The organism is Mucilaginibacter sp. P4_C11 (assembly GCF_056402115.1).
On sequence record NZ_JBFUIA010000017.1, the window covers coordinates 66,051 to 87,818 of the forward strand.

The following is a 21,768-nucleotide window of genomic DNA, read 5'->3' on the forward strand; positions in this document are numbered from 1 at the left end:
TAGCATTAGAAACATATACACAACCATAATGTTAAAGTATTTAAAGAAATGAGTAATTTGTGATCGCCAAACAAACTAAACAACCTGGTTATGAATTCACGCCGCGACTTTTTACAAAAAATTGGGCTATCGGCCCTGGCTTTGCACCTTGTACCCATTTCGGGATGGGCAAATGGTGCAGATCATCATAACGAAGCCTATGACGGGCCGGTACTGCGCGTGGCCATTATGGGCCTTGGCAGTTACGGAACCCGCGTTGCTGAAGCCATGCAAGCATGTACCAAGGCCAAACTGGTTGGTGTAATTAGCGGCACGCCATCAAAAGTTAAAGAGTGGCAAAGTAAGTATGGGATACCCGAGAAGAACTGTTACAATTACGAAAACTTTGATAACATAAAAAGCAATCCCGACATAGATGCGGTTTATGTGATAACACCAAACGGACTGCATCATGACCAGGTAATACGTGTGGCCAAAGCCGGTAAGCATGCTATTTGCGAAAAGCCAATGGCCGTTAATGCCCGCGAAGGGCAGGAGATGGTTGATGCCTGTAAAAAAGCAAACGTGAAATTACTTGTAGGCTACCGGATGCATTTTGAGCCCAAAACACTGGAGGTTATCAGGATGAGAAAAGCCGGTGAGTTTGGAAAAATTCTTTTCTTCCAGGGGCTATGCGGATTTACCATAGGCGACCCTACGCAATGGCGGTTAAACAAACAACTATCAGGCGGGGGATCTATAATGGACATTGGTATTTATGCCATCAATGGTTCGCGGTATATGACCGGCGAAGACCCGGTTTGGGTTACGGCGCAGGAAACTAAAACCGATCATGTAAAATTTAAGGAGGGCGTTGATGAAACTATTCAATTTCAGCTTGGTTTCCCAAGTGGGGCTGTTGCGTCCTGCTTATCAACCTACTCCATGAACAACCTCGACCGTTTTTTCCTGAACGGAGAAAAGGGATTTGCCGAGTTATTGCCATCTACCGGTTACGGGCCTATTATGGGGCATACCCATAAAGGCGAACTGACCCAGCCCGTTACCGTTCATCAAACCGTGCAGATGGACCAAATGGCGGGCATTATTTTCGAAAACAAACAACCCGTTGTACCAATAGACGGCGAAGAAGCGGTAAAAGACCTGAAGATAATTGACGCGATTTACCTGGCGGCTAAAACAGGAACAAAAGTTAATATTAAGCTTTAATGCGTTGCTCATAAATAAATCATGCTTGTATTTTAAAGGGCATTCGGCTTTATTTCAAAGGGCTCCTGTAAACCCCGATCTATAAATAACGATTGCAGGGCAAAACGGCATGCGGGAATTTATTTACCCAATAGTTAAACTTTATCCCGGTATCCACACATTACATCAACAAATTCAGCTTAAAAACGGGCATATTTAAATTGGTTCGCTTTTTGAATTTAAGGTCAACATGTATGATTTTAACCTTGCTTGTGTAATTGACGACGACAGCATCGCCCGCCTGATGTCGGAGATTATGATCTTCAATTATAAGATAGCAAAAAAAACCGTCACCTTCGAAAACGGGAAAGCAGCGCTCGACTACTTTAAGTTGTTTAAAGATAAGCCCGATATGTTACCTGAGCTTATCCTGCTGGATATTAACATGCCTATACTTAACGGGTGGGGATTTATTGAACGTTTTGCCCGGCTGGCACCGGATCTGTCCAGGAAAGTTGTAATTTATTTAGTGAGCGCATCTATAGACCCACATGATCACCAGCGGGCAACCGATCTTGAATTGGTTTCGGGGTTTATTATTAAACCGGTTAACAAAACAGCGTTAGAACAGGTTGTTAAAGCGGCAATGGCCGATAAGTTGCCCGTTTACATCAGCAAATAATACTTTACAACAGGTACATGAGGCCGGTTTGTAGCCGGTTTGTATGTTTATGTTTTCACATCTCTTCCAATTCCAGGGTTTTTAGCTGAATGCGCAGTTTTTATTCGGCTGGACTATTATTCCCGGCAATCACCTTAAAACGTAAGGCGCCTGGCCACGACGCGGCTGAAAGTTCTGGCGTCGAATAAATGGTGGTATCCGTAGAAGATAAAAGTAACCTGGTCTAAAATATTATTAGGACCGGTTTGTAATAGACAGCTTTGGTCAATAAAAAAGCAATGTCATGAAAAAACAAACCAATGCCTTAAAAAAAGGCTTTTTATTAATCGCGTTGGCCTTTGGTACAATGCCGGCCTTTTCACAATCCAAGCTACTTGTGGGTACCTGGCGCCTGACCGCGGCCGACAAGATACTTGCTGACGGTACCCGGCAGTCCGACTATGGCCCCAATCCTCACGGCATCGCCATTTTTACTGCTGATGGGCACTATGTGGTAGAAATATTCCGGTCGGACCGGACTAAATTTGCCTCGGGCGACCGGGCGAAAGGCACTCCGGAAGAGTACCAGGCGGCCATTTTAAGTGCCAGCTGCCATTTTGGTACCTACACCGTCGACCCGGTGAAAAACACCATCACTTTTCATACCGACCGGGCTTCTTTCCCCAACTGGGACGAAACCACCCGTGTAAGTAGCTTTACCCTCGATGGCGATAAACTAACCTGGCATGTACCGCCCCGTCCCGATGGCGTTATCCCGGTATCCGTTTTCAACCGGGTGCCATAACGGGCGGGCAAGCTGCGCAATACTTATTGTGGTGCAATTTCAATCAGCATAATGATGGCGTTGTTTGATAGCGCTTCCAGCCCGGCCTGTTCCAAATCCCATAAAACCAGCCCGTCCCTGGCGTGCATCAGGCGGTACTGAACTTCAAACGCACCCTCAATAACGTAGGCAAACAGGGCGTTTCCCGGTTTGCCTACTCGGAGAGTGGTTTCGGCTCGGCCATCAAACTGGCCCATGTAGCCAATAGTGTTGCCAAGCCTGAAAATTTCGGTCAGCTGGCTCCGGTTTGCAGGTAAATCGAAACTGAAATCCTGGTTTGCCGGGGTTTTTATTTTGATCCAGAGTTGCAAAAAATTAACCAGGTCGGTTTCTTTTTTGTACGGATTATTAACCTGGAACCCCGAACCGGGCGGAAGTGCCAACAGCTGTACCATTCCGGGTTCTATCATGGTGTGGTCGCCGTTATGGTCCCGGCACCCTATGGCACCAATAACCGGGATGAGCAAAACGGCCGTGTGTTCTTTTACACTCATCCTGATGCTTTCTTCGGCGGCCAGTGTATCGTCATTTAAAACATATAAGTTGCTGAACGGCTGCTTATGGCCGTTATAATAATTGCCGAAATTGAAAGTGTGATAACTGCGGTACCAATCATGCTGGGTTAGTCCGCGTTCGTCTGATAAAAACATCTTGCCTTTGGATTGCGGGATCATATGGCTTTGGTGCTAAGTTAAATGGCTGATTAAGAAATAGGTTTTTGCAGGTGTTGGTAAATAGCCGCCGGGGCGATTGCAAGATTCTTGCAATCGCCTTTTTTAGGGCTTACAAACAGGTAGTCGGTTTTAATATTTACCGGTAATCAGGCGGCAACGCCTATGCTTATGGTAAGCACGTAGCCGGCCGAAACGCTGCCCGTAACGGTTGATAACTCGGTGGCAAGCGAATCGCTGAAAACCATATCCGCAGTGTTTGCCGTATCCTGAACCCCGCGTGCCTTGTAATCGGTTGCGGTGGTATAAACGGTATTGCAAACATCTGTAGGGAAAGCAATCTGCGTGATAAGCAACGACGTGCCCGACGAGTTATATACGTGCACGTGGATGTGCGGAGCCCGCGGAGAGTACCAGCCCGGAAAAATACTGGTAAACGTAACCAGGCCATTACTATCGGTGGTTTGCCGTCCGCGCAAAAAATGCGACGATGTATAATCAATAGTGGCATAGCCGCCGCCGGGGGTATCGGTATATTCAGAGTAGTAGCCCAGCGAGGTACAATGCCATATATCTACCAGGGCACCCGTTAATGCCGCGCAACTACTGTTGGTATTGGTAAACGTGAGTTTAATAGTTAACGGTACCCCCGACTGCCCATCAACAATATTGCTCCTGACGTAACTTGATGGCGTAATGGTAGGGTAGGGCCCGGCAGTTTCTGAAGCCCCGGTAGTACAGGTCCCGCTTGTGGTAGTGGTTGTTGTGCTGGTTGTTGAAGTGCTTGTGCTTTCCTTTTTGCACGAATTGGCAAGGGGCGCAATAGCGGCAAAGCCTAATGCCGCAAGCCCGCTGGTTAAAAAAGTTTTTCTTTCCATGATATGGTAATTGTTTGAGCGTGATTATTAGCTGAAAGTATCCATATACAAGCTTCCGGGCTAAAATGTATCGCCCAATTGTAGATATCTGTCGACGAAGCGTTGAAAACAGGGAGAGGGCATAGCGTGGCCGTGAAAAATTAGCTCAATGCCCCGAAAAAATTAAGAGAAAAGACCGCGGGGACAACTATAGCAATGGCCACAATTTTGACAAAGGCGAAGAACAATACGAAGTTTTAAAACTTCGTATCGTTGCGGTGTTTATAACTTAACAAGGCTCACAAACTATCGAACGCCTCACTTTACCCTGTGTGGCGAATTAAGTATAGTTGCAATTGGTATATCAATTAATATACTGACATTAAAGACGTTTCTGGGGTCAATCACTTTAAAAGTATTATCGCTTGCCGAAAAGAATAGTTTCGGTGTCCTCCTCCAGCCAAATCCAACTGCTATTGGCCATTTGGGTATATCATAAAACAATTGTGCCGATGGCGATATAATGCTTTCCAGCCGTACATCCTGCTTAAGCTTACTGGTGCTATCCGCTTTTAAATTATAGGATGCCAGGCTGCCCACATCAATTACCGAAGCGAAAAGAGTGAAGGCGCCGCTATTACCTTTACATAGGCCTAAAGTGGCCGAAAAGCCAATCGGCGCATAAATGCCATTTGCAAAAAGATACTTAGATTGCAGGCTCACCTTGTCGTAATCAAACGCGTACCCAATATAACCATTCAATGATATATTGAACGCCGATTTTTGCTTGATGGAGTAACTGCCTACCGGTAAAGCTGCAGCTTCAATGGCATTTTCAACCTCATCGCTTGTTTTAGCAGTGGCCACGGCAGCCATAAAGCTGGTGTATTTTATAAACTGGTTTTGTTTGGTTTTGTCAATCCCGCCCGAGTCAATAGCGGTTGCCGCAACTGCTTTGCCTTTAACAGTTATTGCTGCAGTTTTGTTGGCCCATATCTGCTGTAATGAATCGGTTGTTGTTTTAAGGGCAGCTATCTTATCGGCTTTTCCATCCCCCTTTTTTGCCGGCGCCTGCGGCGTTTTTACAAGCGCTTCCGATACAGGTACAGTTGCATTTCTTACTGTGCCTGCGGTGGCGCCATCTCTGTTTGCTGATCCATTGACGTCACTACCATTACCGCCTGGTGCTAACGGGGCAGCAACCTTCGTTTTACTTTTAGTTGCATCTGTGGCCGGAAACTTCGCCATTATTTCGTTGTAAATAAACACAGCGTTGTTAATGGCCGACGAATAGTTTTTACGGCTTATATCAACAGTCATATCTGCTATATAGTTTGATATATCAAAGTAGGGCTTAAAGCGCTCGTTGAATTTTTGGTTACCAAAGGCCATATAAATTGACATCGGTTGCCCATTAACCCGGGGCAAAGGTAAATTTCCCACTTCGCCCGCTTGTTGCAGCAGGCCAACTGTTGCTTTGAAGTAAGCCGCGTATCTTTCTACCGATGCCGAATCGGGCTGGTTTTTACCAGCCTTTATCATTTTGTTTAACTGATCGGCCCGGATACCAAAGTCTGTAATAAACTGCTTATAGGTATTATAAGTTTCTTTTTCCTCATTCATTTTAAGCGCAACCAGCTTTAAAACGCTCACTAACGAATGTCCGTTATCGTCATAAGCTATACCATTGTACGGGCTATTCATGGCCTTTTGGTACAGCAGGGCCATAAAAATTTTAAATGTTTCCTCGTCCTGTGTCAACTTCCTGATTTTTGCGATACCAACCCAATATGGTGCATCATCGCCCGATGCTGTATCGCGCAGCGCGCCATTTAATAATTGTAATGTTTGAATTGAACCTTTGAAATAGTGTTTGGTGGAGTCTTTTGAAAACCCATCAAACTTATTAAGTATATCATCTGGGATATTTGCCAGTATGTCGCCAGGGTGGGCTTCTAATTGTACCTGGGCCGCAAGATAACAGGCGCCTAATAATTCGGCCTCCAGTTTCTTATGCTTTTTAAAATAGCCAGGGTGATTATCAACAATACCCGGGAGGCTTTTAGGCAGCGAATTGATATCCTTTTTAAAAGCCTCCCTTAGGTTTTGCAGGTAAGCGCTATAATTATAAATATCCTTATCGATAGCCTGGAGTAGTGGATACGTAGTTGGAAATAATGTTTGCAGATCGGGATAGCCATCAATAGCTTTTTTAAACTTTTCAAAAAAGCTTAAGCTTAGCTCCTGCTTACCTCTTTTTATCAGGAATTTAGATATACCGTCTGCGATGGTGGTTACACCCAGGCCACCTATGGAAGCGCCAACGCTTGATACAAGGCTTTCCCCACCCTGCGCTGTCGCCCCCTTTGTAGGATTAACTGCATTTGCTAACTTGTTTAACGAATCTTTTTTCCTCAAAGAGGTCTCTACCGCTATCAAACGATTTTGAACCCCTTTTGCTTCCATTAAAAAAGGGTTGGTTTTAATCATTTTTATAACGGTATCGTGCGGAACCGTTTCGCTACCAGCCAAATCATAGCCCTGTATATAAGTTTTCAAGATCGAATCTATGAGAGAGTCACGTGTTGTTACGGTGTTTTTAAGAGCAAACACATCATAGTAAGTAAAACCAAGTTGATACACCGGGGCAACTTTAGTGCCATCAGTTTTTTTGAGTGGAGATACGGGATTTGGGGGGAGAATAGCTTGGCTGGTACCTGCAACGGTAGTAACAGGCCTTGCGCTATTTACAACTTTGAGATTTATGGTTTTTTTAATTGGGGTACCATCAACGGACATTTTAAAAACGCCGGCTAGGTTTAGTCCTTTGTATTTTAGTGAGTTATCTATTTTAAAAGAATCATGTTCAAAAGCAATATTTTTTAATGTATCCTTTTTTCCGCCTGCTTCTAAAATAACTTCAAAAGGTTTGTCTTCCGTGTTTTTTATTTGAAATTCGAGATAATTTCCTTTTGTCATCGAAATATTTATATAGTCGGAACTTGAAGGGGGATCATTACCAATCGCAACACTTTTATTTTTTATATCAATTGTAATTTTCGTTTGTGCAAATAAACACTGAGCAAATAATAAGGGTAGTAGAGCGAGGTATGTTTTTTTCATAATTTAAGATAAAAAAGGGATATAATAGTCTTTTAAGTCATCGTCGGCAAATACATTTGTCAGTTTCACAGCATAAGAAAAATTCGCATCTCCTCCCACAATAATGCCAAGCGGATACCCATTTAAATCAACAACAAGGGCACCTGAGTCGCCTCTGTCTGATGGGGCAACTGGAATTTCACCCTCGTACCTTGTAATGCTGAATAAATCGTTCATTAAATAATAGTCTTCGGTATACGGATGATAAATATTTTGAGGGCCAGGCGCATTGTTATAAATTTTAACTACCCCGGTTGATATGCCCGTTTTTGCACCATGAAACCTAACCTTGGTTTCCTCTTTGGCATCGTGCAGGCTTACTTCACGAACAGGGAATTTAAGGCCTATTGAATTATTGCTGAAAGGTGGTTTTACAACAAGTTCTGCAAAGCCGACATCAAGGGTGCCGGTTAGTTTCCCATCGCCAACCACGGCTATCTTTTTCCCTTTATTGTTTATATCGTTTCCCTTTTCCTGTAGTACATGCCAGCACGATAGCAGATAATCCTTGCCTGTAAATACCCTGTTTTTGACAAAACAGCCCAACGTACCGGGGCCAATTCTTGAATTTGCATTAATTATACCATCACCGTCGCCTAAATGGGCTGTAATTATTGTATTCTCTATAACATGAACCGGCGCGTTGCGATAGCCTTCTCCAACCTTTGTTTTTATCTCGTCAAATTTATCCTTGATTACATGTATTTCAACAGCTTCCACTTTTGTCCCATCAACCCATTTAAAACCCGGCCCAATGCTTAATACTCCTGGAAAACTCCCATACCTGTAATTCAATTCCTGTACAGCGCTTGCAATATAATTGGAACTAAGCAGCCTGGTTGGGGCTAACGATTGTGCAGCGTTTGCATTGTTGCCTTTTGCCACAGCATCGGTAAGTAAATCCGTATCGTCCTTGGGTTTTGCACCAGCGCCCCTTAGCGCAATGAGTTTATTTAACAGCCCGAACCAGAACGGCGCACCCAGCGATAAGGCAAAGCCCGTAATAATAAACCCCCAGAAACTCCAGCTTAAAAACCCAATACAAAAAAAACGCCCGGTCTTTTCCCAAAAAGTAAGGTGCCGGGTGCCGGTAATAACAACAGTTTTATTTTTATACTCAACAGATTGCAGACTTATATAATCTTCTTTCGCCTTTTGATTGAATGCATCACGTGCGCTGTCCAAAATCCGTATTTGCGGAATGATGTCGTCAGAATCTTTTTTTATTGCCGATTGGCTGTCGAAGATCTTGAGATAATAAGTGCCGATATCGGAAATCTCGCTATTAAGTCTTTCTTTAAACGGAACCTGTTCTTTCCCGTCAGAAATATACTTCAGTTGCTGCCTCTTTAATAAGGTGTCCTGCGCTATACATTGAATTGATACCCTTAAAGCTGCGATGTTTTTCCTTTGCAATGCCGCATCTTTACGGATAGCCTTTACTGCACTGTCGGCCAAGCACACTTTCTCCTGATAAATTAAGTAATCTCCAAACTTGCCTGTATCTTTTATCGTGGTCGAGGCCTTTTTTATCTCCGAAAAGTCCCACCCTAATCCCAAAATAAAATTAGCCGCACCAATATCTTTTGATACGCGGGCAAAGCCGCTGTCTATCACCGCGCGCGAGGGTATGGTATCGTTTCCACTTACAAAGCCTTTGTATCGTGTACTATCCTTCGATAAGGCTATGCCCATATTTACCAGCTGGGTGCGGGCATCTTTATCCTTTGATAGGATGTGGGCTATTTTAATACTATCCACATTGAAGGCGAAAGCCAATAGGAAGCCCGCCCAAAACAGTATAAAACTTATTTTGCGCTTATACCAGCCACTCGTACGGTCCTGGGTTTCATTATACCAGACTATGAGGCCTGCCTTATAGGTATCCAAATCCTTGCCCGATGAATTGTAAATGTTCCGTAGCTGTTTAATGCTTTCCGGCTCGATGGATAGGGTGTTGTTTTCGAGGCTGAATACCAACTGATCGTATTTGGTGGTGCCGGCACCGTGATCGCACAATATATTGATAACCGTTGCCGCGAAATTGTCGGGTGTAATATAAGATGGTTTGGTTTGCCCGAAGATAAAGGTCTGGCCAGGCTCAAGTTTGGCCAGATATTTAACAGATGGATAATTATAAAAAAGACCGGCAAAACTACTGTTAAAGGAGGGCGGCTCTTTTAAAAAGAACCGCGCCAGTGCCGAGGATACTTTATTGTGCCATTTATCACCGGCTCTTTTTAGGTCAAGGCCATCGTTGAGCATCCTTTCGATGGATATACGCAAAATACGGGCGCGCAGGCCAAACCAGGCGGCCAGTAATTCGCCAAGAATGGTTATTAACAGACTGTATAAAAGGTATACCAATACCAGTCCAATTACTACATCGAGCGCGGTGTTATTAAACATGATAAATCAAACGATAAGGAGGTTTGTAAAGGCATTGTTAAGCAAGTGGTTAAGGCTTTTAAATATAAAAAATATTCTTAAAAGTTTTCGGAACAATTTTATATTAAAAAGGAACGGTTAGGCAGGAATTACCTTGCTGCCTTGCAGGTTGAATGTTACCTGCTGGCATTGCAAAATAGGGTGCGGTTATTTGGCAAACCCGGTATAAGCCATGGAGCAAAAGAAGGCTGAGTTTAAAGGGGTTGCCAACGGAGCAGTAAGTGACTAACGATTATGTGGCAACAGGTTGGTGAGGTGTGGTTGCATGTGAGGGCATAATGGGGGGCCTTTTTTACCCTCGTTAAGGGCTCTAAAAAGAGGCCATGGCAGAATCCGAATTTTGAGAAAACGGTGTTCGGGCAAGCTAAGCCCCGAACACCGGCTTGCTTACATCCCCTTATTGATAGCCTCATACACCACGTCCTGTATTCTTGGGCGGATGTTGAGGCTGCCCAGTTTGCTGCCCACATTGGGGTTTACCCGGTTGGACAGGAAGATGTATACCAGGTTGTACTTAGGGTCAACCCATACGCAGGTGCCTGTAAAACCGGTGTGGCCAAAAGTTTGGTCGGAAGCCAGTTTAGATGGGTAGTGCCTGTCTGCAATTGGGTCCCAGCGGTCAAAACCTAAGCCACGCCTGCTTACTGGCGATTGTTTGGAGGTAAACAGGTCTACCACCTCGGGTTTAAAGAATTGTACGCCGCCGTAGGTGCCCTTGTTCAGCAGCATCTGGTATAATATGGCTACATCGTTGGCACTCGCGAACAGGCCGGCATGGCCGGCAACGCCGCCTTTGAGAGCGGCGGTAGGATCATGCACATAGCCGTCCAATAAACTCATGCGGTACTCCTGGTCGTTTTCGGTAGGGATGATCTGTGCCGGGTTAAACCTTTGCAGCGGTAAAAAACCGGCTGTTTGCATCCCCAGCGGGGTATAAAACTGCTGCTGTACATACACATTCTCGGGGATAGAGGAAATGCTTTCTACTACCTCCTGCATAAACAGCATGCTTACGTCGCTGTACACGTACTGCCCCCGGGTTTTCAGTGGCGAATTGAGCATGTCGGGCAGCATTACATCTTTAAAATAATCCTTTCGCAAAAAGTAATGTTCAGATACCCTGGTAGGGTAGGCGGCCGATGAATCGGTACTATGATCGGACGGTTTTACCTTTTCAAATGATTGGATATCGGGAATAAAACCGGCCTGGTGTAGCAATACCTCGCGCAGCTTTACATCGTTTTTATTGCTGGTGCGCGCCAGGGGCAGGTAATCGCCTAAGGTGTTTTCAACACTCAGCTTGCCCTGGTCAACCAACTGCATTGTTTCCACGGTGGTAGCCGATATTTTTGTCATGGATGCCAGGTCGAAGATATCGGTCAGCTTGTCGGGCATTACATTATCGTAGGTGTGGTAGCCATAGGCTTTATTAAATATCACCTTTCCATCTTTGGCAACCAGTACCACGCAGCCCGGAGTGGCATGTTGGGTAATGGCCTCGCGGGCTATCTGGTCAATCTCCTGTAAGTTATTGGAATTGATGCCTACGTCCTCGGGCACGCTGTATTGCAGCCTGGTTTGCTGGGTAACAAACCCCATTCCGCTGCTATAAACAGGCGAGTATGTTTTGACTAATTTTTGCGTAATGGCCACGCCGCCAAATACGGCCTGGGCAGCATATGAAGCCGATACCGGCGATACCCTTTCGGACCAGATTACCGGCACTGTTGCATTATTTAGCTTGTTTAACAGTGCGCCATTCCCAAACGCGGCGATGATAACCCGCTTTATTTTTTGGTTGGTAATAATAAAATCTGCGAGCAGCGGATTACTCAGATCTGCATCATTTACCTGCAAAATAATGGTGTTGTACCATTTTAAATCGGCAGCAAGGGCGTTCAGGTTTTTGCCATTGCCGTCAAACACCTGAACCTTGCAGTATTTGTTAAGCAGGCTATCAAAAACGCCGGCGTACTGGTTGGTAAAATGTACGCTGGCAATTTTTAAATCTTCCAGCTTTTGCAGCGGAATAGTATATTGAGCGTTGTTGAGCAAAACGGTTGAGTTTTGAACCAATCTTTCTTCAGCAACATAGGCACGCCCGGTAAAAGGTGGATTTTGTGCGCAGGCGGTATTAAATAATGCAAACCCTAATAGTACTACAGAGACACAGCCCCATTTATTTTTTATCATATACTTTAACTCCGTTTATATAGGTTTGGGTTACTTTGGTGGTTGGTAATTCGGCGCCTTTTACCTTCATGATATCCTTATCCAGTATCACAAAATCGGCGTACTTACCGGGTTCAATACTGCCTTTTTCTTTTTCTTCAAAGTTGGCTTTTGCAGCCCATATGGTTATCCCTCTTAACGCTTCGGTACGGCTTAAAGCATTTTCCTTCTGGAAGCCGTGTTCGGGAAACCCCTTCAAATCCTGCCGCTCTACCGATGAATAAAACGTATACATAGGGTTAATGTTTTCTACCGGGAAATCTGTGCCCAGCGGAATCCATCCGTTTTGTTGTAACAGCGTTTTATAAATATAGCCCGATGACTTCAGCCTTTTATCACCCAGCCGCTTGCCAGCCCAGTACATATCTGATGTAGCATGCGTGGGTTGTACGGATGGGATAATGCTGTTATCGCCAAAAAGTTTAACATCCTCCGGCGCAATAATCTGCGAATGCTCTATCCTCCAGCGGCGGTCGTTTTTGCCTTTTAAAACAGATGCATATATTTTTAACATTACCCGGTTGGCCGAATCGCCGATGGCATGGGTGCACATCTGAAAGCCTTTGGCAGCTATTTTCGTTGCCACCTCCTCAAAGTGGGCCTGGCTGCTCAACAAAAAGCCACTCCATTTTGGCTGGTCGGCATAGGGTTTTAGTAAACAAGCGCCCCTGGACCCAAGGGCGCCATCGGCATAAACTTTAAACGCGCGAACATTTAGGCCCGGCGTTTTAAACGCGCCACGTTTAAACAGGTAATCGTAATTCTCCGGCCTGTCTGATAACATCACATACATGCGCATTTTTAATGATCCTTTATGCTGCAAATCGGCAATAGTGTTAATCATGGTATAAGGCAGCCCACAATCATCAACCGTGGTTAAGCCAACAGCAAAACAGTTTTTTTGTGCCGATAGCAGGGCATTCTCTACAATAGGAGCCGTTGGCTCGGGCACTTTTCGGGTAACAATACCTACCGCGTTATCAACCAGGATGCCGGTGAGCTTTCCGTTAATGGTTTCTATCTCGCCGCCGGTTATGGCTTGACCGGGTTTTACACCTGCTATGTTTAACGCCGCCTGGTTAGCAATAATGGCATGCCCATCAACCCGGCTCAATATTACAGGGCGTATAGGGAACAGGCTATCCAGTTTAGCTTTGTCCGGAAACTGCTTTTTAACCCAATCGTTTTGGTCCCAGCCCCGGCCAATAATCCAGCCATCGGGGTTGCGTGTGGAGTAAGCCTGTACTGAATCAACTACCTCGCCCCAGCTTTTGGTGCCATCCAGGTTTACTTCCTGCAGGCCTAATCCATATTCATAAAAATGGGCGTGGGCGTCAATAAAGCCAGGATAAACGGCAGCGCCTTTGGCATCAACTACTTCATGGGCCAGGTATTTTTGTTCTAACGTATCTGCGTTGCCAACGGCTACAATTTTACCTTTGCTTACCACAAATGCGTTGGCTGTAGTAAAAGCGCTATCAACGGTATAAACAACCGCGTTTTTTATCAGCAGATCGGCATTATAATCTTTTTGTTTGCAGGCTGCAGCCAGGAGCAGCAGCGCCGGCAATAGTTTTTTCATAGGCGTTTTAAGTATCAAGTAGTTAGTATCAAGTATCAAGACCGAATGCAAATTTGAATAACTTGCAAATTACCAGTTAAGTTGTATTAAACACAAAGTTAAGGTATTCCAAACCAAAAATCTTGATACTTGATACTAACTACTTGATACTACAATCATAAAGTTATGCCTTCAAATATTTAATTTAGCATCGAAAACGAAATTGAAGGGAATTTTTTTAAATGTCAGATATAATTCAGCTTTTACCAGATGCCGTTGCCAACCAGATTGCCGCTGGCGAGGTGGTACAACGACCGGCATCGGCGGTAAAAGAATTGGTGGAGAATGCGATTGATGCCGGAGCGGGTAAAATTCAGCTCATTATTAAAGATGCCGGAAAATCATTGATACAGGTTATTGATGATGGCTGCGGCATGAGCCTTACCGATGCCCGCATGTGCTTTGAACGGCATGCTACATCAAAAATTCGCAAGGCCGAAGATCTGTTTGCCATCCGCACCATGGGTTTCAGGGGCGAGGCCATGGCATCGATAGCCGCAATTGCGCAGGTGGAATTAAAAACCCGCCGCCATGAAGATGAGTTGGGTACCTGTATTTTTATCGAAGGATCGGAAGTAATTAGCCAGGAGGCATGTTCGGCTAATACCGGCACCTCTATATCTATCAAAAACCTATTTTATAATACACCCGCCCGCCGTAACTTTTTAAAAAGTAACCCGGTAGAAATGCGTCATATTATCGACGAGTTTCAGCGGGTTGCGCTGGCCAATCCACAAATATTTTTTACTTTGCACCATGATGGTCAGGAAGTTTATCATTTGCCTGGCGCTGCTTTAAAGCAACGGATAGTACACCTGTTTGGTAATAACTATAATCAGCGACTGGTACCGGTTGAGGAAGATACCACCATTATTAACCTGCGTGGGTTTGTTGGCAAGCCCGAGTTTGCCCGTAAAACACGGGGCGAGCAATTCTTTTTTGTAAACTACCGCTTTATCCGCGATGCGTATTTGAACCATGCGGTACTTACAGCCTTTGAGGAATTGTTGCCCGATGATTGTTACCCGTTTTATGTGCTGTTCATCGATATCGACCCATCAAAAATTGATATTAATGTGCACCCTACCAAAACCGAGATTAAGTACCAGGATGAGAAGGCCATTTACGCCATCATCCGGTCGGCGGTAAAACGATCTTTAGGCAGGTATAACATTACCCCAAGTTTGGATTTTGACCAGGAAAACAGCATTGAGCACCTGATAACCCCCAAACCTTTTGAGGAGATTATTGCGCCCACCATTTCCTTTAACCCGGATTTTAATCCCTTTGCTGCAGAGAAAAAATCATCTGGAACGAGAGAACAGCATCCTTTCTTGAGGGACAACAACGATTACCGCAATACACCAATACCCAATAACTGGGATACCCTGTACGAGATAAGCAAAAAAGAAACCAACCAGCAGCAGCAGATGCACGATGAAAAAAGCATTGCTGTTGACGAGCAGGAGGTAAGCAAACCCAGCGAACGGCAATTGTTCCAGATCCATAACCGGTTTATTTTATCGCAAATTAAATCGGGTTTTATGTTGATAGGGCAACAGGCCGCGCACGAGCGTATTTTGTATGAGCGTTTTTTACAACAATTGCAGCACCATTCGGGCGTAAGCCAGCAAAGTTTATTTCCGCAATCGGTAACACTAAACGGCAGCGATTTTGAGTTATTGAGAGAGCTTTTGCCCGATATTAAAGCGCTGGGCTTTGACATCCGCGAGTTTGGTAAAAACACCGTTGTTGTTGACGGCATACCGGCCGATTTGAGCAATGTTGACGAGCACGAACTTTTAGAACATTTACTGGAAGGGTTTAAAAACAATATGGCCATTTTAAAAGTAGATAAGCGGGATAACCTTGCAAGGTCATTAGCCCGCAATGCCGCGCTTAAAACCGGCACTAAATTGTCTTTGGAAGAAATGAACCAGCTTATCGACCAGCTTTTTGCCTGCCAATCGCCCAACCAGGCATTGAACGGTAAGCCCGTAATCAGTACATTTACGCTGGCCGAATTAATGGAACGCTTTGAAAAATAGCCACGGGGCTTTAACTATACTATGAACGGATACAACCAATCGCCTTTTGCCAATATCACACCGGTAGTAAAAAACCTGCTGATTATAAATATCGTTGTTTTTATCGGGGCTGTTTCTGTCGGTCGATTTTTTCCGAATGTGATGCAGTACCTGCCGGTTTACTACTTCAATTCGCCAAATTTCAAGTTGTGGGAAATCATTACATACATGTTTATGCATGCTGGTTTGGATCAGCCGCAACATATCCTTTTTAACATGTTTGCTCTTTTTTCTTTTGGGCCAATATTGGAGTATTCTCTGGGACCTAAAAAATTTTTGAATTTGTATTTCCTTTGCGGTATTGGGGCGGTTATTTGTAATCAGGCAGTGCAGGCTTACGAGGTGCATGCAATAACCGGCTCATTTACCATAGCGCACCCTGAAGCTATTTCATCTTTTGAGGCTTACGGACCGGTGCTTGGCCAGAAGCTTTATGATATTTACACTACTCGGGTTGTTGGAGCATCTGGTGCCATTTTTGGTTTATTGGTAACATTCGGCATGATGTTTCCTAATATGGAGCTTATGATGTTATTTATACCGGTACCAATTAAAGCAAAATACATTATACCAGGATATATATTACTTGAACTCTGGCTGATTTATAAACAAAGTCCAACGGATAATGTTGCCCATTTTGCCCACATTGGCGGTGCACTAATTGGTTTTATTATGGTAAAAATTTGGCGATTGCAGCATAACTGACAATTTTTATGAACAAACAGGAGTTATCAAACTAATAATGGTTTTATTATGAGCACCCTTTGGCAAAATATCCAATACAAAATGTTGCGGTCGGGCAATAAGCTCAACCTGCTTATTGGTATTAATGTGATTGTTTTTTTAGCGATCAATTTATCTGCAATTGTCGAGCAGCTTTTTACGGGCTTTGGCAATAGCGCCATACTAAAATATACCACCGAATATCTTTTGCTGCCAGCCGCACTGCCGAAAATGCTAACCCATTTTTGGACGCTGCTTACTTATATGTTCATGCACGCTGGTGTCTTGCATATATTATTTAACATGCTATGGCTGTATTGGATGGGGCAAATATTTGAAGAGTACCTGGGCAATAAGCGCACCATAGGCTTGTACATTATGGGAGGACTCGCGGGAGCACTGCTTTATTTACTTTGTTTAAATGTACTGCCCGCTTTTACCAGTTTAAACGCCGCGGCCAACAGTACCATTGTCGGTGCATCTGCCAGTGTTATGGCTATAGTGGTGGCCACAGCTACATTATTACCTAATTATACCATATCCCTCATATTTATTGGCCCGGTAAAACTAAAGTGGATAGTGCTTTTTATACTGATAATTGACTTTTTAAATATTGTTGGCCCTAACGCCGGTGGCGAAATTGCCCATATCGGCGGAGCTTTAATTGGTTTCATTTATATCAAGCAGCTTCAAAAAGGGCACGATTGGATAACCGGTATCGCCAATATTTTCAAATCAAAGTCAAAATTAAAGGTGGTATACAGTAATACCGGTAAAAACAGCGCCGAATATCCCCGCCAGGACGAAATTGACCGTATATTAGATAAAATATCACAAACGGGCGTTGATAGCCTGAGCAGACAGGAGAAAGAGACATTAGCCCGCGCAAGCAAGAATGAAAAATAAAAAAAGTGGATTAGGTTTTATTGATAAAGTATTTTTATGGATAAACCTGCTGCTTTGCGTTGCTTTATTACTTAGTTATCTGGCACCCTCCGTTAACCCCAAAACTTTTTGGCTGATTGCTTTTTTTGGCCTGGCCTACCCGCCAATACTTTTGCTTAATGTAATCATGATGCTGGTTTGGCTGTTGCGCTGGCGCTGGCCTGCGGCGCTTTCTATGATCACAATTTTGATTGGCTGGGGTGTGCTCAATAACAATGTTGGATTGCGTACGGCATCAACATTTTCGCCGGCGCCGGGCATCAACTCGGTAAGGTTGATGACTTATAACGTGCATAACTTTAAACGTTATGGTGCAAAAAATGATATATCTACCAAGCACGAGATCCTGGAACTCATTAATGATCAAAAGCCGGATATAATCGGTTTCCAGGAGTTTTATACCCGCTATAAGGGCGAGTACGATATGCGCGACTCTATTGTAAAAATAATGGGCGCTAATAATTACTATTTCGAGCCACTTAATTTCAATAGTTCGGAGGCAATCGGGATGGCTGTTTTCTCAAAGTATCCCATTGTAGCCAAAGGCTTAATCCAACTGGCTGCCGATAGGTCATCGGCAAACCAGTGTTTGTACATCGATGTAAAAAAAGGCGAAAAAACATTCAGGGTTTACAGCCTTCATTTACAATCAATAAAATTTAACCCCGAAGATTATAAATACCTGGATAGCGTATCAAAAAAAGGGAAAACAGATATGCAATCAACCAAAAGGTTGGGCGGCAAATTAAAAGCTGCATTTATAAAGCGTAGTGAACAGGTTTTTAAAATAAAAGCGCATGCCGCGCAATGCCCATATCCCTATATCATATCCGGCGATTTTAACGATACACCTACATCCTTTGCGGTTAACCAAATGGCAAAAGGACTTAAAAACGCGTTTCGCGAAAAAGGTGCCGGTTTTGGGCGCACCTATAATGGCGACTTCCCTAATTACCAGATAGATTATATTATGGCAAGTCCGCAATTTGATGTGGCATCGTACCTGATTATAGAGAAAAAGCTTTCTGACCACTTTCCGCTGCGGAGCGACCTGGTTTTAAATTAAATATCGGGCATGAAAGTTCTGGTTACAGGTTCATCCGGTCAGTTGGGTTCGGCCACCGTAAAACATTTAAAGGCGTTTGGCCACCATGTTACCGGTATTGATCTGATACCCTCGGCTACTACCGACAACATTATCGACATAAAAAACAAAAGCGAGACCGAAAGCCTTTGCCGCGGGTTTGATGCCATTATCCATACTGCAGCCGTACATGGCAAGCACTATGAGCTTAATTACCCAAGGGAGGCTTTTATACAAACAAATATTATAGGTACGCTTAATTTACTTAACGCCTGTGTTAAACATGGTGTTAACAGGTTTTTGTATACCAGCACAACATCCATTTATGGGAGCGCTTTAGTTGACCACGCGAAGGCAGTTTGGGTGGATGAAAACCTGCCCGAAAAACCACGCGATATTTATGATATCACCAAGCAAACAACCGAGCAGCTTTGCAAAGATTTTTTTTATAAAGAAGGCCTGCAAACATCAGTATACCGGGTTGGGCGGTTTTTGCCCGAGGAAGATAACCTTAAAATAAATCACCGGATTTATAGAGGCCTGGATGAGCGCGATGGCGCCGAGGCTTTACGATTGGCATTGGGTATTACATTTGCCGATTTTGAAATTTTCAATATATCCAGCGGGTCGCCATTTGTTAAGGATGATCTTGTGCAGCTTAAACACAACCCCGAAGAAGTTATCCTTAAATATTTCCCCGAAGCCAAACATATCTATCGACATAAAAACTGGGTATTCCCCGGAAGTATTGATCGTGTTTATGTTTGCGATAAAGCAAAACAGGTTTTGGATTACCGGCCCCAATTTGATTTCGAATATTTATTGCATCAATAAAGACTGTATCACTGGGGTGTAAGCTTTAATAATCGGGCTGCGTGCATTAGCTAAAAATTGAAAAAATCGTAAGTTTGCCCTCATGAAACAAAAATTGTTTGTTTACAATACGTTATCCCGCAAAAAAGAAGAATTTAAAGCCCTTAACGCCCCGCATGTGGGCATGTACGTGTGCGGCCCAACTGTTTACAGTGATGTACATTTGGGAAACTGCCGTACCTATATATCTTTCGATCTGATGTTCCGATATCTTAACCATTTAGGGTATAAGGTTCGCTATGTGCGTAATGTAACTGATGCCGGCCATTTGGAAGGCGATGCCGGCGACGAAGGCGAAGACAAAATTTCGAAAAAAGCAAAACTGGCCCAACTGGAGCCTATGGAAATTGTACAAAAGTATACTGTAGGTTTTCATGACGTAATGCAGATACTGAACACGCTGCCGCCAAGCATTGAACCAACGGCTACCGGTCATATTATTGAACAGATAGAAATGGTAAAAGTTATTCTTGAAAAAGGATATGCTTATGAGGTAGACGGCTCGGTTTATTTTGATGTTGAAAAATATAACAAAACCAAAGATTACGGCGTGCTAAGCGGCCGCAACCTGGAAGATTTACTGAACAACACCCGCACGCTGGGCGGCCAGCAGGAAAAACATGGCAAGCTTGATTTTGCCCTATGGATAAAAGCCAAGCCGGAGCACCTGATGAAATGGCCGTCGCCCTGGGGCGTGGGCTTCCCGGGCTGGCACCTGGAATGCTCGGCCATGAGCCAGAAATATTTGGGCGACCAGTTTGATATTCATGGCGGCGGGCTCGATCTTGTGCCAACCCACCACACCAACGAAATAGCCCAACATGTGGCCTGCTGCGGTAAAAATCCAGCCAATTACTGGGTGCATACCAATATGCTTACGGTGAACGGCCAGAAAATGTCGAAATCCCTGGGGAATAGTTTTTTGCCCCACGAACTTTTCAGCGGCGAAAACTCTATCCTGAATAAGGGTTACAGCCCCATGACTGTGCGTTTTTTTATGCTGCAGGCACATTACCGCAGTACGCTTGATTTTGGCAACGATGCCATGGAGGCCTCTGAAAAAGGGTTTAAGCGATTAATGAACGCCTATGCCTTACTGGATGGCCTAAAGACATTAGGCAGTACTGAAATTGAAATAGAGCCCCTGCTGGAGCGTTGCTATGCTGCAATGAATGATGATTTTAACAGCCCGGTATTGATTGCCGAGCTTTTTGAAGCATCGCGCATCATCAACTCGGTACATGATGGCAAAATGAAGATTGACGAGGTTAATCTGGGCTTGCTTAAAAGCCTAATGAAAACGTTTGTGCAGGATGTTTTAGGGCTTAAAGATGAACAGGCCGATAATGATGATCTGCCTAAAATACTGAACCTGATAGTTGAACTGCGTAACGAAGCCAAGGCAAATAAAGATTATGCCACCAGCGATAAAATTCGTGAAGGCCTGTCAAAAGTTGGGTTTCAGCTAAAGGACAGCAAAGAGGGAACGCTCTGGAGCAAAAATTAGAATAGAGTCAAGAGATAATGGAAGAGTCAAGAGATAAGAATCAAGAATTAAGACCTTTTTCGGTTATACGAGCATAACGAACTAAACGATAGATAGCAATAAAGTTTTCCTCTCTTGACTCTTGATTCTTATCTCTTGACTCTTTTTCCCTACAACGAGTTATAGTACGTAAACAATTTGGCCAGGTCCCGGTCGCTTTTAAAATCAATTTTATTGGTTTTTATGAAGGTTTGTACTTGGTCTGTTTTGTCGGCCAAAACGGCAGCAACTGTTTTTTGTGCAGGCTTAAGCCGGGTTATTTTATTGTCGGTAACGGTATAATAAAAGGGGCCTGTCATTTCAAAGGTTTTCGTTACCGTTGCCGAGTTAAATGCCTGATCGGTACGGATGCGTTTTTGGTAACGTTTTAACAGCTTAACCTTTCCATCGGCAATCACCTGGTAAAACGAGGCCGGAGTTTGATCCTCTACCGCCGGGTATCCGCTGCTAAAGATGAGTGGAGAAAGATTGCTCTCGTCAATTTTAAATGGCCCCAAGCTAAACCCCTTAACGGCATTAACAAAAACCATGGCCGACGAATCTTTTGGGTTTTGAAACAGCAATTCGTCTTTCACCAGGTCATATTTCAATTTAGCACTTATTGGTTTATTGCCTGCAAGTTCAACCTCGCCATCAACCCAATTGGATAAAAGGTAAGGCTCGCCCTGCACGTCGGTATAGCTTTGCTCAACATAGGCTTTGCCCTGGTAATCGTGTATATATTGCGCATTAACTTTAATGCCGGTAAACAATGTTGCTATTGCAAAAAAACAAAAAACGGGTATTTTCATAATTGCGTAAATTTATGAGCTAACGGCGTAACATG

General features: G+C 44.0%; 16 protein-coding genes. 9 read left to right on the forward strand and 7 right to left on the reverse strand.

The window, feature by feature from the left end; all coding sequences use genetic code 11:
- Window positions 1-90: 90 nt before the first annotated feature.
- From AC1DU2_RS16845 to AC1DU2_RS16855, 3 genes are all read left to right on the forward strand, one after another.
- Window positions 91-1,209 carry a Gfo/Idh/MocA family protein gene (locus AC1DU2_RS16845; protein ID WP_477385394.1) on the forward strand — a complete coding sequence of 373 codons (1,119 nt, stop codon included), beginning with the start codon at window positions 91-93 and terminating at the stop codon, window positions 1,207-1,209.
- 229 nt (window positions 1,210-1,438) lie between these two features.
- The gene (locus tag AC1DU2_RS16850) at window positions 1,439-1,870 is read left to right on the forward strand and encodes a response regulator (protein WP_477355213.1); all 432 of its coding nucleotides are present in this window, start codon (window positions 1,439-1,441) and stop codon (window positions 1,868-1,870) included.
- A gap of 283 nt (window positions 1,871-2,153) precedes the next feature.
- Window positions 2,154-2,654, forward strand: a complete 501-nt coding sequence (locus AC1DU2_RS16855; RefSeq protein WP_477385395.1) for a lipocalin-like domain-containing protein — start codon at window positions 2,154-2,156, stop codon at window positions 2,652-2,654.
- 23 nt (window positions 2,655-2,677) lie between these two features.
- Here AC1DU2_RS16855 and AC1DU2_RS16860 read toward each other — a convergent pair whose 3' ends face one another.
- The 6 genes from AC1DU2_RS16860 to AC1DU2_RS16885 all read right to left on the reverse strand — a co-directional run bounded on the left by AC1DU2_RS16860 (window position 2,678) and on the right by AC1DU2_RS16885 (window position 13,645).
- On the reverse strand, window positions 2,678-3,367 hold the full coding sequence (locus AC1DU2_RS16860; protein WP_477385396.1) for a pirin family protein: 690 nt from the start codon (window positions 3,365-3,367) through the stop codon (window positions 2,678-2,680).
- Window positions 3,368-3,513: 146 nt separating this feature from the next.
- Entirely contained in the window at window positions 3,514-4,242 is a 729-nt protein-coding gene (locus AC1DU2_RS16865) for a dioxygenase family protein (RefSeq protein ID WP_477385397.1), read from the reverse strand.
- 297 nt (window positions 4,243-4,539) lie between these two features.
- Window positions 4,540-7,200, reverse strand: a complete 2,661-nt coding sequence (locus tag AC1DU2_RS16870) for a hypothetical protein (protein ID WP_477385398.1) — start codon at window positions 7,198-7,200, stop codon at window positions 4,540-4,542.
- A 147-nt stretch (window positions 7,201-7,347) separates the two neighbouring features.
- Window positions 7,348-9,792, reverse strand: a complete 2,445-nt coding sequence (locus AC1DU2_RS16875; protein WP_477355199.1) for a hypothetical protein — start codon at window positions 9,790-9,792, stop codon at window positions 7,348-7,350.
- Window positions 9,793-10,218: 426 nt separating this feature from the next.
- Entirely contained in the window at window positions 10,219-12,024 is a 1,806-nt protein-coding gene (locus AC1DU2_RS16880; RefSeq protein ID WP_477385399.1) for a serine hydrolase domain-containing protein, read from the reverse strand.
- Window positions 12,011-13,645: an amidohydrolase gene (locus AC1DU2_RS16885; RefSeq protein ID WP_477385400.1), complete on the reverse strand. Its 1,635-nt coding sequence runs from the start codon at window positions 13,643-13,645 to the stop codon at window positions 12,011-12,013. The genes AC1DU2_RS16880 and AC1DU2_RS16885 overlap by 14 nt, the downstream gene beginning before the upstream one ends.
- Before the next feature lie 221 nt (window positions 13,646-13,866).
- Here AC1DU2_RS16885 and mutL point away from each other — a divergent pair, with 221 nt between their 5' ends.
- The 6 genes from mutL (at window position 13,867) to cysS (ending at window position 20,903) form a co-directional block, all read left to right on the forward strand.
- Window positions 13,867-15,732, forward strand: a complete 1,866-nt coding sequence (mutL, locus tag AC1DU2_RS16890; protein WP_477385401.1) for a DNA mismatch repair endonuclease MutL — start codon at window positions 13,867-13,869, stop codon at window positions 15,730-15,732.
- Window positions 15,733-15,753: 21 nt separating this feature from the next.
- Window positions 15,754-16,476: a rhomboid family intramembrane serine protease gene (locus tag AC1DU2_RS16895; protein WP_477385402.1), complete on the forward strand. Its 723-nt coding sequence runs from the start codon at window positions 15,754-15,756 to the stop codon at window positions 16,474-16,476.
- A 48-nt stretch (window positions 16,477-16,524) separates the two neighbouring features.
- Window positions 16,525-17,400, forward strand: coding sequence for a rhomboid family protein (locus AC1DU2_RS16900; protein WP_147054361.1), 876 nt, complete (start codon window positions 16,525-16,527; stop codon window positions 17,398-17,400).
- On the forward strand, window positions 17,390-18,505 hold the full coding sequence (locus tag AC1DU2_RS16905) for an endonuclease/exonuclease/phosphatase family protein (protein ID WP_477385403.1): 1,116 nt from the start codon (window positions 17,390-17,392) through the stop codon (window positions 18,503-18,505). Before AC1DU2_RS16900 ends, AC1DU2_RS16905 begins: the two co-directional genes overlap by 11 nt.
- Before the next feature lie 9 nt (window positions 18,506-18,514).
- Window positions 18,515-19,357 carry an NAD-dependent epimerase/dehydratase family protein gene (locus AC1DU2_RS16910; protein ID WP_477385404.1) on the forward strand — a complete coding sequence of 281 codons (843 nt, stop codon included), beginning with the start codon at window positions 18,515-18,517 and terminating at the stop codon, window positions 19,355-19,357.
- A gap of 82 nt (window positions 19,358-19,439) precedes the next feature.
- Window positions 19,440-20,903, forward strand: coding sequence for a cysteine--tRNA ligase (cysS, locus tag AC1DU2_RS16915; protein WP_477385405.1), 1,464 nt, complete (start codon window positions 19,440-19,442; stop codon window positions 20,901-20,903).
- A 149-nt stretch (window positions 20,904-21,052) separates the two neighbouring features.
- Here cysS and AC1DU2_RS16920 read toward each other — a convergent pair whose 3' ends face one another.
- A complete protein-coding gene (locus tag AC1DU2_RS16920) occupies window positions 21,053-21,733 on the reverse strand; it encodes a hypothetical protein (protein WP_477385406.1) in 681 nt (226 codons plus the stop codon).
- Window positions 21,734-21,768 lie beyond the last annotated feature (35 nt).

What these genes read in the sequence shown, in the direction of transcription:
- AC1DU2_RS16850 (WP_477355213.1), top strand. Translation starts at nt 1,439, where the DNA reads ATGTATGATTTTAACCTTGCTTGTGTAATTGACGACGACAGCATCGCC.
- AC1DU2_RS16895 (WP_477385402.1), top strand. Translation starts at nt 15,754, where the DNA reads ATGAACGGATACAACCAATCGCCTTTTGCCAATATCACACCGGTAGTA.
- AC1DU2_RS16880 (WP_477385399.1), bottom strand. Translation starts at nt 12,024, where the DNA reads ATGATAAAAAATAAATGGGGCTGTGTCTCTGTAGTACTATTAGGGTTT.
- AC1DU2_RS16905 (WP_477385403.1), top strand. Translation starts at nt 17,390, where the DNA reads ATGAAAAATAAAAAAAGTGGATTAGGTTTTATTGATAAAGTATTTTTA.
- AC1DU2_RS16920 (WP_477385406.1), bottom strand. Translation starts at nt 21,733, where the DNA reads ATGAAAATACCCGTTTTTTGTTTTTTTGCAATAGCAACATTGTTTACC.
- AC1DU2_RS16900 (WP_147054361.1), top strand. Translation starts at nt 16,525, where the DNA reads ATGAGCACCCTTTGGCAAAATATCCAATACAAAATGTTGCGGTCGGGC.
- AC1DU2_RS16855 (WP_477385395.1), top strand. Translation starts at nt 2,154, where the DNA reads ATGAAAAAACAAACCAATGCCTTAAAAAAAGGCTTTTTATTAATCGCG.
- cysS (WP_477385405.1), top strand. Translation starts at nt 19,440, where the DNA reads ATGAAACAAAAATTGTTTGTTTACAATACGTTATCCCGCAAAAAAGAA.
- AC1DU2_RS16845 (WP_477385394.1), top strand. Translation starts at nt 91, where the DNA reads ATGAATTCACGCCGCGACTTTTTACAAAAAATTGGGCTATCGGCCCTG.
- AC1DU2_RS16875 (WP_477355199.1), bottom strand. Translation starts at nt 9,792, where the DNA reads ATGTTTAATAACACCGCGCTCGATGTAGTAATTGGACTGGTATTGGTA.
- AC1DU2_RS16910 (WP_477385404.1), top strand. Translation starts at nt 18,515, where the DNA reads ATGAAAGTTCTGGTTACAGGTTCATCCGGTCAGTTGGGTTCGGCCACC.
- mutL (WP_477385401.1), top strand. Translation starts at nt 13,867, where the DNA reads ATGTCAGATATAATTCAGCTTTTACCAGATGCCGTTGCCAACCAGATT.
- AC1DU2_RS16860 (WP_477385396.1), bottom strand. Translation starts at nt 3,367, where the DNA reads ATGATCCCGCAATCCAAAGGCAAGATGTTTTTATCAGACGAACGCGGA.
- AC1DU2_RS16885 (WP_477385400.1), bottom strand. Translation starts at nt 13,645, where the DNA reads ATGAAAAAACTATTGCCGGCGCTGCTGCTCCTGGCTGCAGCCTGCAAA.
- AC1DU2_RS16870 (WP_477385398.1), bottom strand. Translation starts at nt 7,200, where the DNA reads ATGACAAAAGGAAATTATCTCGAATTTCAAATAAAAAACACGGAAGAC.
- AC1DU2_RS16865 (WP_477385397.1), bottom strand. Translation starts at nt 4,242, where the DNA reads ATGGAAAGAAAAACTTTTTTAACCAGCGGGCTTGCGGCATTAGGCTTT.